11 protein-coding genes and 1 pseudogene are annotated in these 14,491 nt (G+C 35.1%); 1 reads left to right on the forward strand and 11 read right to left on the reverse strand.

The window, feature by feature from the left end; translation table 11 throughout:
- The 8 genes and pseudogenes from FWJ34_RS06710 to FWJ34_RS06745 form a co-directional block, all read right to left on the reverse strand.
- Positions 1–2,044: cadherin-like domain-containing protein (locus FWJ34_RS06710; protein ID WP_308254554.1), on the reverse strand; the 2,044-nt coding region annotated here is incomplete at its 3' end.
- A gap of 150 nt (positions 2,045–2,194) precedes the next feature.
- Positions 2,195–3,142, reverse strand: a pseudogene (locus FWJ34_RS19550) (choice-of-anchor L domain-containing protein); the annotation flags it as partial.
- Between the two features lie 518 nt (positions 3,143–3,660).
- The gene (gene wecB / locus FWJ34_RS06720) at positions 3,661–4,767 is read right to left on the reverse strand and encodes a non-hydrolyzing UDP-N-acetylglucosamine 2-epimerase (protein WP_308254577.1); all 1,107 of its coding nucleotides are present in this window, start codon (positions 4,765–4,767) and stop codon (positions 3,661–3,663) included.
- A gap of 144 nt (positions 4,768–4,911) precedes the next feature.
- Positions 4,912–6,534, reverse strand: a complete 1,623-nt coding sequence (locus FWJ34_RS06725; RefSeq protein ID WP_308254556.1) for an ABC transporter substrate-binding protein — start codon at positions 6,532–6,534, stop codon at positions 4,912–4,914.
- Between the two features lie 235 nt (positions 6,535–6,769).
- Positions 6,770–7,228 carry a divergent PAP2 family protein gene (locus FWJ34_RS06730; protein WP_308254557.1) on the reverse strand — a complete coding sequence of 153 codons (459 nt, stop codon included), beginning with the start codon at positions 7,226–7,228 and terminating at the stop codon, positions 6,770–6,772.
- A gap of 9 nt (positions 7,229–7,237) precedes the next feature.
- Positions 7,238–8,164 carry a geranylgeranyl diphosphate synthase CrtE gene (crtE, locus tag FWJ34_RS06735; protein WP_308254558.1) on the reverse strand — a complete coding sequence of 309 codons (927 nt, stop codon included), beginning with the start codon at positions 8,162–8,164 and terminating at the stop codon, positions 7,238–7,240.
- A gap of 187 nt (positions 8,165–8,351) precedes the next feature.
- On the reverse strand, positions 8,352–9,125 hold the full coding sequence (gloB, locus tag FWJ34_RS06740; protein ID WP_308254559.1) for a hydroxyacylglutathione hydrolase: 774 nt from the start codon (positions 9,123–9,125) through the stop codon (positions 8,352–8,354).
- A 134-nt stretch (positions 9,126–9,259) separates the two neighbouring features.
- On the reverse strand, positions 9,260–9,865 hold the full coding sequence (locus FWJ34_RS06745; protein ID WP_308254560.1) for a hypothetical protein: 606 nt from the start codon (positions 9,863–9,865) through the stop codon (positions 9,260–9,262).
- Positions 9,866–9,953: 88 nt separating this feature from the next.
- Here FWJ34_RS06745 and FWJ34_RS06750 point away from each other — a divergent pair, with 88 nt between their 5' ends.
- Positions 9,954–10,526 carry a glyoxalase-like domain protein gene (locus tag FWJ34_RS06750; RefSeq protein ID WP_308254561.1) on the forward strand — a complete coding sequence of 191 codons (573 nt, stop codon included), beginning with the start codon at positions 9,954–9,956 and terminating at the stop codon, positions 10,524–10,526.
- A 40-nt stretch (positions 10,527–10,566) separates the two neighbouring features.
- On the opposite strand, the gene FWJ34_RS06755 is transcribed toward FWJ34_RS06750, so the two are convergent.
- The 3 genes from FWJ34_RS06755 to metG form a co-directional block, all read right to left on the reverse strand.
- Complete coding sequence (locus FWJ34_RS06755; RefSeq protein ID WP_308254562.1) at positions 10,567–11,628, reverse strand: ADP-ribosylglycohydrolase family protein; 1,062 nt, start codon at positions 11,626–11,628, stop codon at positions 10,567–10,569.
- A gap of 158 nt (positions 11,629–11,786) precedes the next feature.
- Positions 11,787–12,398 (reverse strand): NYN domain-containing protein, encoded by a 612-nt coding sequence (locus tag FWJ34_RS06760; protein WP_308254563.1) that lies wholly within the window; start codon positions 12,396–12,398, stop codon positions 11,787–11,789.
- A gap of 287 nt (positions 12,399–12,685) precedes the next feature.
- Complete coding sequence (gene metG / locus FWJ34_RS06765) at positions 12,686–14,299, reverse strand: methionine--tRNA ligase (protein WP_308254564.1); 1,614 nt, start codon at positions 14,297–14,299, stop codon at positions 12,686–12,688.
- Positions 14,300–14,491 lie beyond the last annotated feature (192 nt).

Consider the following 14,491-nt stretch of genomic DNA (forward strand, 5'->3'; position numbering starts at 1 on the left):
TACCGGTAATGCGGTTATTGAGGGTATTACCTGTTCCATTAATAGCCGTTGTACCTGTTAAGATTAGGTTTTCTAAGTTTGCTCCTAAAGTATAGGTAAAAGAGGATTGAACCGTGTCAATTTCTGTAGATAGGGTAGAGGTTTCTGTTACTACATCCCCTACGTTATCTCTGATATAGGTATCGTTACCTGTTCCACCAATAAGGGTATCAGCTCCTGTTCCTCCATGGAGAATATTGGCTGCACTATTACCGGTAATGCGGTTATTGAGGGTATTACCTGTTCCATTAATAGCCGTTGTACCTGTTAAGATTAGGTTTTCTAAGTTTGCTCCTAAAGTATAGGTAAAAGAGGATTGAACCGTGTCAATTTCTGTGGACAGGGTAGAGGTTTCTGTTACTACATCCCCTACGTTATCTCTGATATAGGTATCGTTACCTGTTCCACCAATAAGGGTATCAGCTCCTGTTCCTCCATTGAGGGTATCATTACCGACCCCACCATTAAGAACATCATTGCCAGCACCGCCTGTGAGGACATTATTGCTGGCATTGCCCGTGATACTATTAGCGAGTCCGTTGCCTGTGCCATCAATAGCCGTGCCTTGTAGCATTAGGTTTTCCACGTTATCTACTAGGGTGTAGGAAATAGAAGCGTTAACCGTATCTGTTCCAGCATTCAAGTCTTCAACAACGATGTCACCAGGATTATTGACGGTATAGGTATCATTTCCGGCTAAACCGACTAGATTATCTGCTCCCGTTGTTCCAATCAGGTTGTCAGCATTGGGAGTTCCTGTAAAAACGGGAAGGGATGGAATGGGTTTCAGGACAAATAGTTGGTTGGCTGATATGCTGCCTCCTTGGCCGTCAATGACGGTATAGCTGAGTTCTACGGGTCCGTTGTAATTGGTGGTAGGTGTGAATGTCCATGTATTGTTCGGATTACTGGTAAAAGTGCCAGAAACGTTCGCTCCTAGGTTAGTTACGGATAAAGTTCCACCGTCTGAGTCGCTGAAACCGAGTAGCAAATCAGTTGCCTTAAGGATATAAGCAGAACCTTGTGTTCCTTGGGTCAAGGTTGCGGTTGCTGTTCCTATGGGTGCCTGGTTAATGTGAATACTTAGATCAGCGATCGAGGTGGAGTTAATACCATCTTGAATACTGAGTAAATCTTGCCATATCTGTTCAATAACACTGACACCACCACCATTCGCGATCGCATCGGACATACTGTTATTGCGGTCAAAAATCTCTTTGAGCGGTTGAGGGTAATTAGCTTTAGTTAAACCTGTAATATTAAGCCCAAGAATAGCCGCCAAGTCATTGGCGTTAGAGAGGTTTAGGATCTTATTATTGGCAGCCGCATTAATAATGGCAGAGGTTAAATTGAGTCCCTTATCATCATCCGAGAGGGAAGTCAGAATCGCCACTTGTACCGCTACTTTTTCGACGGTAAGTGCTTGGGCGTTGGTTGGAGTCGCCTGTAAAATTGCATAGGCATCATAGCTTTGAAGCTTAATGTCCGCTGGCAGACCTAATACGGTTTTGATGGCGATCGCAGCGGTGTTAGGGGACAAACCCAGATCAATTGCATCTTGTAGCAAAGTGGTTAGAGGATTGACATTACTCGCTCCTAAAGGAGCCTTCAGTTGCATCAACGTTACAACTAAATCACCACTCTTCGTATTCAAAATCGTTTTGATAGCACTCACAGGAGATTCGGCGATCGCCCCATTATCGGTATAGGACGCAATCACCTGGACAATTGCCCCAGAATCAGCAGAGATAATAGTATAGGTATTACTGTTAATACCAACATTGTTCCATGTCGCACCATTGTCATTGGACTTTTGCCATTGATAGCTGACAGTACCTGAAATACCATCGGGGTCACTTACCGAAGCCGTCAGAACATTTCCTGCGGAGGTAATACCGCTAATGACAACAGAACCAGGGGTGTTAGTGGGAGGAGGCGGAGGACTGGAAATAGAAGAAAATCCACTGGTGGTAATGTTAAAAAGCCCGTTACTAAATTGAGCCAACTCAACATTGATCAATGTATCCGTGCTTTCTGCGTTAAGACCCGTTTTACTATCAGTAACCGTATAGCTACCGTTTATTGCATTATAGATAAGGCTGTATTCTGTGCTGGCCCCAGAAAAAACGGCGGTATCGGTAAGTCCATCGCCTCCGTCCAGATAATCATTACCTGCATCTCCCTTGATTTGATCATTGCCAGTACCTCCGTAAATGGAGTCATTCCCCGCACCGCCAACTACAATGTCATCACCTGCTCCTGCATAGCCAATATCGTCGCCTCCTTTTAAATCGATAAATTCATCCTGAGCTGATCCTGTTACCACATCGTTATTGTTCGTTGTTGCACCAGGAGGAGTTATACCTACTACCCCAGAACCTGGAGTAGTTCCTGCCGAAAGATTAGAGATAAAAACACCACTGTCAAGAATATGATCCCCCGTATCCGCGATCGCAATTTTAATGTGATTATTCGCTCCTCCTGCATTAATCGGTGCAACAATTTTCAGAAGATGGCTGATCCCATCGTATTCAATGGGCAAACTATTGGTAGAATTATCCTGGAAATAACCCGCCGCTAAGTTAGGACTAATCACACTTAAAGGATGATTCTGATCATGATTAAACAAGGCATAGTTGATCCCATTGACTATCACAATCGCCGAATCTACAAAGGAATCCACCCATTCAGGATATTCATCAGAACCGAACACGAGATTAAAACTGATAGATGTAGCGTTAGGGTCAGCAACAGTAAAATCAAACGCCAAGCTAGTCGCATCGTAGGATTGGGTTTGAAAAACCGTATTTACTACCGCATTAATATCGGCATCACCATTATTCAAGCCACTGGTTCCACTATTATCATTACCAAACCCACTGCTTGTATTAATGGTTCCTGGGGTAGTTCCTGAAGTCAGAAGCAACCCTGAGCCAATACCTAAAGCCGTAAGAGAACCATCATAAAAATTGACTGCATCGGATGCCGAGGCATTTAATGTAATTGAACTTACATTGACAGTAACACCAGAATTAACATCCAAAAGAGCATTCGTTAATAGGGATTTGTTGTTACCGCTATAGACAGAGAAAGGAGTAACCATAGATAATATATTCTGTATAAACTATAGAGAAAGCCTATCAAAAGAATGTGAAGAACTAGGGAAGAAAAATGAAGAGAAGATTGTATCAGCTCAATAATTAGTGGTATAGCAGTCGCCTTAATGCTTAAGGCATTAACAAAGGGTTTAAAGCCCTTGCCTAAAGGATTGAAATGTCCTAACTAACTTGTCCGTTGCTATAGATGGGGGAAAAAAGAACAAGTTAGCAAATACACCATCCGTCATAGAATATAAGATAAGCTAAGACGCATTGATATGGGGTATAATAAAAGAATACAGAGCCCATAGAAATTTTGAAAATCAACAACAATTAGAAAAAACAGTAAATTATTTGTTAAATGAAAGAGGTTTAGCTATTTATTAATTGGCATAAAAAATTTAAGAATAAGGTTGAATTAATAAGAATAAGGTTGAATTAATAAATGTAAGTTAAATTCATCTTAGCTTACCTCCCTGCCCCCGTGAAAGGGTGGACGTTTCGGTATAATAAAGAATTTAAGCTAAAAACTTAAATAATTACCAGAGATTTCGACAATTCGACTGGATGCTTTACCATCTCCAAAGGGATTAATCGCCTCTGCCATTTGATTATAATTATCTTGACTGGCTAATAAATTACTGGCTGATGATAAAATTTGATAGGATTTTGTGCCGATTAATTTTGCAGTACCAGCAGTAACTGCTTCTGGTCTTTCCGTCGTTTCTCGTAAAACTAAGACAGGTTTTCCTAAACTTGGGGCTTCTTCTTGTAAACCGCCAGAATCAGTTAAAAGTAAAAAACTACGCTTAATTGCTCCTACTAATTCTTGATAGTCTAAAGGTTCAGTTAAAAATACTCTATCATGATTACCTAATTCTTTTTGTAAAGGTTCTCTGACAATGGGATTACGATGTAAGGGTAATAAAATAGCAGTATCAGGAAATTTAGCTAAGATTAATCTTAAACCAGTGATGATATTTTTTAAAGGTTCACCCCAATTTTCCCGACGATGCACTGTGACTAATAAGACTCGATATTTTTGCCAATCTAAACCTTTTATCTCACAAGGAGGATTTTTAGCGGCAACGGAAAGCAAAGCATCGATAACGGTATTACCCGTATGATGAATTTCTCCCGTTACTCCTGATTTGTGTAAGTTTTCTACCGCTAAGGTTGTCGGTGCAAAATGTAATTGTGATATTTGAGAAATTAAACGGCGATTTGCTTCTTCAGGAAAAGGATCATAAATGTTGTCTGTTCGTAGTCCTGCTTCCACATGAGCGACAGGTATTTGTTGATAAAAAGCGGCTAAGGCGGCAGAAAAAGCTGTGGTAGTGTCTCCCTGAGTTACCACTAATTGAGGTTTAATCTCTTGAAATATTTTTTCTAAACCTTGTAAACTGCGACAGGTAATATCACTTAAACTTTGTTTTGGTTGCATAATGTCTAAATCGGCGGTAGCACTTAAGTCAAATAAATTCATTACTTGTTCTACCATTTCTCGATGTTGCCCTGTTAAAATGACTTTAGTATCAAAATCTTTTGCTTGTTGAAAACATTTAATAACTGGTGCTAATTTTATTGCTTCAGGTCGAGTCCCTAATGTAATACAAACTTTTTTTTTAATCAAAGTCATAAATAGTGATGGGGTGAATAGTGATGGGGTGAATAGTGATAGGGTGAATAGTGATAGAGTGAATAGTTGATAATTTTATTTCTTCTAATTTCTAATTCATCATTGCCTAATTCTAAATTCTAAATTCTAAATTCCTCATTTTATAGTCCAAAAAGGGAAATTTTGACTAGGATTGATGGTAACTCCAGTGATACCATTTTGTGCAAAAGCATAGTCTTTATTTTGCCAGAGGGGAATATAAGGCACTTCTTCTGCCATGATTGATTGAATTTCCCCAAAGTCAGTTTTACGCACTTGGTTGTCTGATTCTTGGCGTTGTTTATCTATCAATTGATTAACTTTAGTATTATAAAAGAATGAGCCTTGAGTTTGCGCCCCTCCTTCCATACACCCATCTTTTTCATTCCCTTTAGTGCATTGTAAAAAAGGCTGTATATAGTTATCTGCGTCAAGAAAATCAGGATACCAGTCACCTAAAAAACTGGGATAAATTCCTTTGCCTAAGTTACTAAAAGCAGTGGCACTTTCTACGGCATTAGGGATAAATTGAATTATACCTTCTAATTGTTGATCGGCGATCGCTTTTAAAGTAGTAGCAACCCCACTACGGGTTTTGGAAGCTGAAGGATACCAAATCTCAACAGTAGCAGGATTGGTAGCAGAAAAACCGGCTTTGGTTAATAATTCTTTAGCGAGGGCAATATTACTGTCTTGATATTTGGTTTGAAAAACTGGTTGTGACACTTCAAAAACATTGGGAATTAAGCTATATAAAGGCTCTGATTGTTTTTGTAACACTCTATCTACAATTAATTGACGATCAATTAAAGCGGCGATCGCCTGTCGTACTTCAAGTTGATCTAAGGGTTTTTGATTACGATTGAGTACCATATAACTAACAACAGTACCAGATCCTTGGCTCATTTGGAATTTTCCTGCGGTAGCATCTTGTACTAAGGTTGTGATTTGTTCAGGGGCAAAAGTTTGATAAGCCACAGAGACTGCCCCTGTTAAGAAACTATTATAAAGATTAGCAGAATTACCTGCATAAATTTGTAAATCAATGCCTTTATTACTGGGTTTTTCACCCCAATAACCTTCAAAAACATCTAAAGTGACAGAATCACTGTTAAAAGCAGTTAATTTGTAAGAACCTGTAGCGACTAACTCATTCGGTTTAAATTGCCCTTCTCCGATAGTATAACTTTTAGGGGAAACCGCACAAACTCCGGGGAAAGCGAGTAAAGCGGGAAAAGCGGCAAAGGGTTTATTCAGAATAATAGTTAATTCATATTCTCCTGTTACTTGAATTTCTTTGATAGTATCACTTAATAAAAAAGAAGGTTTACCACCATTTTTCATAAACCTATCTAAAGAAAACTTCATTGCTTCGGCATTAAAAACTGTGTCGTCATGGAATTTTACCCCTTCTCGTAAAGGTATTTTATAGGTTAAACCGTTATTACTAATAGTCGGCATTCCCATCGCTAATAAAGGGATTAATTCTGTTGTGCCTAATTTATAGGTATAAAGACTTTCACCAATATTATAAATTAAATTTAAACCAGCTAATTCATAACTATCGGCTGGATCTAATGTTCTAGCTTTCAGTGTAGTTCCAATAGTAATTCTTCCGTTATTGTTATTAGTCGGAGGAGATGTATTTTGTTCTCCTGAGTTAGTGCTACAAGCTACGATTAACCCTAAGCACAGAAATGAAAGGGCAATATATTTTAATATTTTGGTTATTTTTATCATATTTAATTACAAATAACATTATCTTTTGTCAAACCTGTTAAATTTTGACACAAATAAGTTAACTATAAATTATTTCTGTGTTAGCTTGAATTAAGATTAAAGGTAAAGTAAACATTTCTTCCTCTAGTCAACCGTATCACGAGGAATTTAGAATGAGAAAGTCTTCTAGTCTTCTAGTCTTAAGAGTCTCCCTCTCAACCTATCACCCTGCCTCCTCTTTTATGTTCAGTAATCTTTATTGAGATAGTAACGGTACAAGAAATATGGAACTTAAAATGCCTAGTAATAAACCAACTAAAACTTGAAAAGGTGTATGCCCTAATAATTCTTTTAATTTTTCTTCGTTTAAATCTTCATGATTAAGAAATTCGTCCATAATTTGATTTAATATTTTCGCTTGTTTTCCCGCTGCTTGTCTAACTCCCGCCGCATCATACATAACTATACCAGCAAATATAGATGCGATCGCAAATTCTGGAGATGACCAACCTAAAATTTGACCTACTCCTGTAGCTAATGCTCCGACAAGGGCGGAATGAGAACTAGGCATACCACCAGTACTAACAAGATAGCGGAAACTAAACTTACGATTGGTAACAGTATCTACAGAAACCTTAATTATCTGTGCCAAAATACAGGCAAGAAGAGGAATCACAATTAACCGATTGGTGAATATTTCAAGAAAAACCTGCATTTTTTTCGCCTAATTCTTACGCTTAACAATATACTGTGCAATAGCTTGTAACGGTAAAGCCTTTTTACCATATACCGATAACTGTGTAATGGCATCATTAACTAATTCTTCAGCTTTTGTTTGAGAAGTTTGAATACCCCAAAGTTTAGGATAAGTAGCTTTTTGGGAAGAAATATCTTTTCCTGCGGTTTTACCTAACTCTTCAGTAGTTGCTGTTACATCGAGAATATCATCAATAATTTGAAAAGCTAAACCAATATTTTGGGCATAAATTGATAAACGAGTTAAATCGTCAATAGATGCGCCCGATAAAACAGCACCACAAGAAACACAAGCCTCTAATAATGCACCAGTTTTTTTACGGTGAATAGAAGTCAAAGTTTCGGCGGTAACATCGGATTTTCCCTCACAATCTAAATCCATAACTTGCCCCCCCACTAAACCGTTAGCACCAACAGCTTTAGCTAAAATCCCCAAGACTTTAACAATTCTTTCTGTGGGAATATTTTTCGTATTTTCTGCTACATATTCAAAGGCATAAGCTAATAAACCATCTCCAGCTAAAATGGCTATATCTTCACCATAAACTTTATGGTTTGTTAACCTACCTCGGCGATAATTATCATTATCCATCGCTGGTAAATCATCATGAATTAATGACATAGTATGAATCATCTCTAAAGCACAAGCGGTAGGCATGGCGATAACCTCATTTTGTGACAATAATTCTGCTGTTGCCAAGCAAAGAATGGGGCGTAATCTTTTACCTCCAGCTAACAGAGAATAACGCATTGCTTCATAAATTTTTTCAGGCTTCTCTATGGTTAAAGATTCATCTAAAGCTTTTTCGACTAACTCTTTTTTTGTTTGTAAATAGGTTTTTAAATCAAAATCAGAAAGAGATGTTAACGTTGGTTTTAAATCCGTTTGTACCATAATTTTAATGCTACGATCGCTTATTATCATAGATCAATTATACTTTGCAAGGGCATAATTTGATCTTGATAAAGATAGGTAATAGTTGATAGTTGATAATGAATAATAAATAGTAAACAGTAAATGAATAGTAAATAGTGAATAGTTAAGTTTTTCTTAATTCCTAATTCCTCATACATAAATTTGTTTAAAAATTGTCTTTCATCCCTCTTAAACGCCCAAAAACTCTGTCAGGTGTCTCAAAACCCATGGCAGACTTAATGGTAGGAGTATCCCAACGTAAAAAAGGATTAGTTAATTTTTCTATTTGAAGGGAAGATGGTATGGTAGCAATATTTTGTTGACGCTCAATTATAACTTGTTGATAGCGTTTATGTAATTGTTGATTATCAGTATCAATGGTGATGGCAAATTTTAAATTACTCAGGGTGTATTCATGGGCACACCATACCCTAGTAAAATCAGGAAGATTTCGTAATTTAGTTAAAGAATTTACCATATCCGTTGGTGTTCCTTCAAATAATCGCCCACAACCACCAGCAAATAAAGTATCACCGCAAAATAATTCACCCCAACCTGACTCATCAACGGGGGGAAAATAATAAGCAATATGAGCGTAAGTATGACCGGGTATAAAGTATATATCAGCTTTTTGCCCAGCAAATTCCACCCTATCACCTTCTTCTAAAAATACCTTTTGATGAGGAATTCTGCCTTTATCTTTAATACCTCCGTAAACCACCGTCTCAGGGTAATGCTCTAATAATTCTTTATTACCACCTACATGATCAAGATGATGATGAGTATTAAAAATAGCGACTAAATTTGCACCCAATTTGTCAATTTCTACTAACACTGGTTTTGCTTGCGCAGGATCAACTACTGCCACTTGGTTAGTATTAACATCATGAAGTAAAAATATATAGTTATCACTTAAAACAGGGATTCTGATAATGTTCATAAAACCATAAAAATAATTTATATCTTCATTTTACTTAGAATCTTCAAGATAGGGAAAATGAACTGTTTTTCACAAGTTAAGTTTGGAATTACTGATAAAGATGAAGGATTTAAGTTATCATAAAATTATGATCTCTAATCATTTTGAAGATAAATACTAATAATATCAGTAGGTAAATTATTAAGTAATCGAGAATGAGCTTGAGTATAATAGGCTCTAATTTCTGGTAAGGTAATATTATTTTTTAGTTGTAAATATTGTAAAATTTTGTCTTCTTCCCATGCAAACTTATCTTTTGTAACTACAATTATTCTTTCTATAGGAGATAATTTATCTAAAGATTTTTGTAGATAATATTTAAAAGGTAAATATCTTATTTTAGAATCATCATTGTCCTGATAAATTTGACTAATAATAAGTTTTTCATTATTAAAAAACTGTTGACTTAAGTCTAAAAGTACATCAGGTAAATTTGTCTTTTCTGAAATTTTATATTTAAGTAATTGATCTATAATAAAAAACCATAAACGTTCAAAATATTCTTGATTTATTTCTATTTTATTTAAGCCATCATCAATATATTCTGTTAAATTAACATAACGGTAAAACAAAATAATTAAATATCTAGCTTGAGAAGGATTTTGTTGCCATAATCTCCACAGCACAATATCATCAATAGTTTGTAATGGTTTAATTAATTCATGATTTAATTCAGGAAAAACATCATTATCAATGGTCATAATCCGTAATAATATTAAATTAGATTTATTGCTCAAAAGGCGATCGATATTTCATAATAGACAAAAAGGTTTAATATTTTAGACTTATATGATTATAAATGGCAGTTTAACTATTATTAATTTTTATTTAGGGGTATTTTTACCTGAGATAGGGGAAACATTATTTTCGACTCAAGGCATCATGGTGATGTTATTAATTGCCTATGGTGGTGCGATGTGGATGTTTTTAACCAGTGCGCCTAAAGTTTATACAGTGATGGTATCAGATTTGAATATTGCGAAACAATTTTATGAACAAATATTAGATTTACCTATCGCTGATATTCCTTTACACTATTACTATAATTATGAACAAAGTTTAGGGGCTAGTAGTTTTGATCCGATTTACATGGGCTCGACTCTTAATGATACAATGGCAAAACCTAGTGATGGACTTTGGTATCAATTAAAAAAAAATACTCAATTACATATTATTGGTGGTGCTAGTTTAGGTTATAAAGATTCTCAGCGTCATGTTTGTTTTGATCGTGAGTGTTTAAATGCACTATTATTAAGAGTACAATCTCGTCGTTTAAAATATAAAATTCGAAAAGAAAACCCCTTGAATTTTTTAGTCAAAGACTATGATAATCGGGTTATTGAAATGGCGGAGGTAAACTGACTTTTACTGATTGATGATAGTAAAAAAAGAGGAGAAGTTATTAAAAAGGAGGTAATAAACGGCGAAAACCGTGGATTAAAACAATGATTAAAAAAATTAAATTTCTAGGCAATATCCACCACCAAGCATAATTAACTGGGGTGTTTTTTGGATAGTTATGATTAATATTTTCAGTAATTTTGTCGGCAATTTTGATTAATAAATCGACATTTCTAGGAAAATCGAGAATTTTTTCTCGCCAAAGTTTTGGAATTGCTGACTCTCCCAAAGTTACCCCACATAAAGCCCCCGTAATCGCTCCTGTTGTATCCGTATCGCCTCCACAATTGAATACTGCTTCTAAAGCATCACGAAAATTGTCAAAATGCTGATACCAAGCATAAATTGCTATAGGCACTGTTTTATATACATAACCGGAAATTCCTTTTTCCTGCCCGATTAAATCGGCAAATTGTTTCACCGATAACTTTTGTTTTAAGGCATAAATGATTTGATTTGTTAAATTTACCCATTCAACCTCTTTATCCTCAATTAATCTTAAAATTGTTTCTAATTCTTCAATCTCAGGACATTTTTTAATATTGTCTCTAATAATCCATGCTGTAATATAAGCGATTGCTTTTGCCCCAATTAAAGCCCGGGGATCACTATGGGTTATCCTAGTGGATAAAGTTACGAAAACGTCTAATTTAGGTTGATTATGAGCAAAATAAGCGCCTAAAATACTCGATCTCATTGCTGCACCGTTTCCAGCAGAATACACTCCACTTTTAAGAGGAGAAAAGCCCAACCACAGTCTGACAATAGATTTTAAAGTAGCCAAGCCAACCCCCGCCGGTAACGAGAATAACCACCATTTTAAACACCATGCAAATCGTTTGACAAAAATTTTTTCAGAATCACCACAGGCAATAAGACAGTTTCCTACAAAAATAGTATGTTCTGTATCATCGCTAATCATACCATAGCCAAAGATTAATTTTTGATCCCATTTTTCTCGAAAAAGTTTTTGATTACGTCTTCTTGATATGCCTTCGGCGGGTAAACCAACAGAATCACCAACGGCTGTACCGATTAAAAGTCCTCTAATTTGCTCATTCATTTTAAAAGTTTGTTATCAGCCTTTTAGGGCTTTATCATTGATATATTAAGCCACTACGAGAGATCTTAGTAGTGGTTATTTTTTAGATAATTTGGCTTTTAATTTATTTTTTTTTATTTTGCAAGAGGTTTATTGGCTAAAGCCAACACTACAAACTATTAACTATTAAAATTATCTCGATTTTCGATGAGATGATAGGGAGAAAAACTATCATAAGTTAAGTTAGATTTACGGGTTTTTTGTATATCTTCCCTAATTTGATCTAAATCGATATAACGATCAGCTACATTAATTAAACTATCACTGGTCATTGATCGCAAACTGACAACTTCGATACGTGCACCACGATAACTGACGGCATCCACCGCATAGGCTAAGTCACCATCGCCACTTACTAATACAGCAGTATCATAAGAACCCACTAATGCCATTAAATCTACCGCAATTTCCACATCTAAATTAGCTTTTTTTGAACCATCAGGCAATTGCACTAAATCTTTGGCAATGACTCGATAACCGTTGCGACGCATCCACAATAAAAAGCCTTGTTGTTTTTCGTTAGTACGATCAACACCAGTATAAAAGAAAGCTCGTAATAATTTTGCCCCTGCCGTTAAACGATATAAAAGTTTAGTGTAATCGATTTCTACCCCTAATTGTAAAGCGGCATAAAATAGATTTGAGCCATCAATAAAAATGGCAACTTTTCCTCTATTTTCTAATACTTGTTCGGGGGGAAAAACGGGATCACTGTCAAAATTATCCCACATTGTTTTATCCTTATTTTTAAGTAAAATTTATTTGAAAAATTGGTTTAATAAAAAATTGTTTTAATATAAAAAAGAGTTTTAAAAAGCAGACGTTAAATCATTAAACTTAATTAGTAAGAAAAATCAAAACTAATTATTATGATAGTTAGTTATTCTTGGTTAAATATCTATTATATATTAACAACACTTTTAAATATTAAAAATAAATTAATATCATCTATTTATTTAACTTATCACTATTTCTTGGTAAAAAATAATTAATCAATTCAGAAATTGATGATTAATGATTAACTATCAACTGTTATGGGTAATTCAAGTTTAGCAAAAACAGGATAAGGTTTAGGTAAATTTGGATTTAAGGGTAAAATTCCCCACTCAAAATGACCTTTATCTATATATGTTTTAACGCCTAAATCTGTTTGATTAAAGTCGAAATTATAACCTAATTGATGATAAATTTTGTTGCTAATATTAGGAATAATGGGAGCTAAAATAAAAGCTGAAAATCTAACAGACTCTAAGACAGTATAAAGAATTTTTTCTACTTCTTTTTGTTCTCCTTTTTTATATAAACTCCAAGGTGCACTTTCATCAATAAATTTGTTACAACTACGCACTAAAATTAACGCATCTTCACAGACTAGATTAAATTTATAAGTTTTATAACCTTCAGGAAAACGATATTTGATTGCTTCACCAAATTGTTTAACATCATTATCATCAGAGATATTTCTTCCTAAAATAGGCGGTAAGACTCCTCCACAATACTTATTCAACATTCCTAAACTACGATTTAATAAATTACCTAAGTCATTTGCTAAATCTGCATTGAGAATATTCACAAAACGGGTTTCGTTGAAGTCACCATCTTTACCAAATTCAATTTCTTTGAGAAAATAGTATCTTACGGCATCAGAACCGTATTTATCTAGTAAAATAAAGGGATCAAGGGTGTTACCTAAACTTTTACCCATTTTATGACCATCTTTTGTCAAGAATCCATGACCAAATACTTGTTTTGGTAGTGGTAAATTAGCTGACAAGAGCATTGCCGGCCAGTAAACGGCATGAAAACGTAAAATATCTTTCCCAATGAGGTGTAAATCAAAGGGATACCATTTTTTTAAGGCATTGTCGAGGGTTGGTTCTTCATTTTCGTCTAATAAGGCGGTAATATAACCTAAAGGAGCATCAAACCATACATAAATAGTATGATCAGGATCATTAGGAATAGGAAATCCCCAAGAAACGTTTACCCGTGAAATGGAAAAATCCTGTAAGCCTTGCTTTACAAAATTTAATACTTCATTACGTCTGGTTTCTGGTTGAATAAAATCGGGGTTAGATTCATAAAATTCTTCTAATGATTTTTGATAACGGGAAAGCCGAAAGAAGTAATTTTGTTCGTCTCGCCATTCTGCTTTGAGGTTAGTATGAATGGGGCAACAACCGTCTTCTAGTAGTTCTCTTTTTTCCTTAAATTCCTCACAGGCAACACAATACCACCCTTGTTGCTGATCAAGATATATATCATTTTGTTTCCATACTCTTTCAAAAAATTCTTTGACTATGGCTTGATGATTTTTAGCGGTGGTGCGACTAAATCTGTCATATTTAATGTTTAATTTGTCCCATAAGTCACTGAAACTAGCGGCTATGCGATCGCAATGTATTTGTGGTTCAACACCACTTTCTTCTGCGGTACGTTGAATTTTTTGTCCATGTTCATCTGTACCAGTTACAAAGAGAACTTCACAACCAGAAAGCCTTTGCCAACGAGCGATGACATCAGCAATCATAGTAGTATAAGCACTCCCGATATGGGGTAAACCGTTAACGTAATATAAAGGAGTTGTTAAAGAAAAAGTTGTTTTTGAAATAGGGTTATTAAAACTATTCATCTAAAAAGTTAAAGGGTGAATGATCAATCCTATATTTTATCTTCACATTTTTATAATTTAATACATTTATTGTAAACCTTTTTTTTTATTTACGTTTTTTTAATTATTACAAACTGTTGTAAGCTAAACAATATAAAAAATAGTTGATCCTTAGCAGATTTCATAATTAAATCAATTACAATAAAAAAATAA

Source organism: Geminocystis sp. GBBB08 (assembly GCF_016743215.1).
Lineage (GTDB): Bacteria > Cyanobacteriota > Cyanobacteriia > Cyanobacteriales > Cyanobacteriaceae > Geminocystis.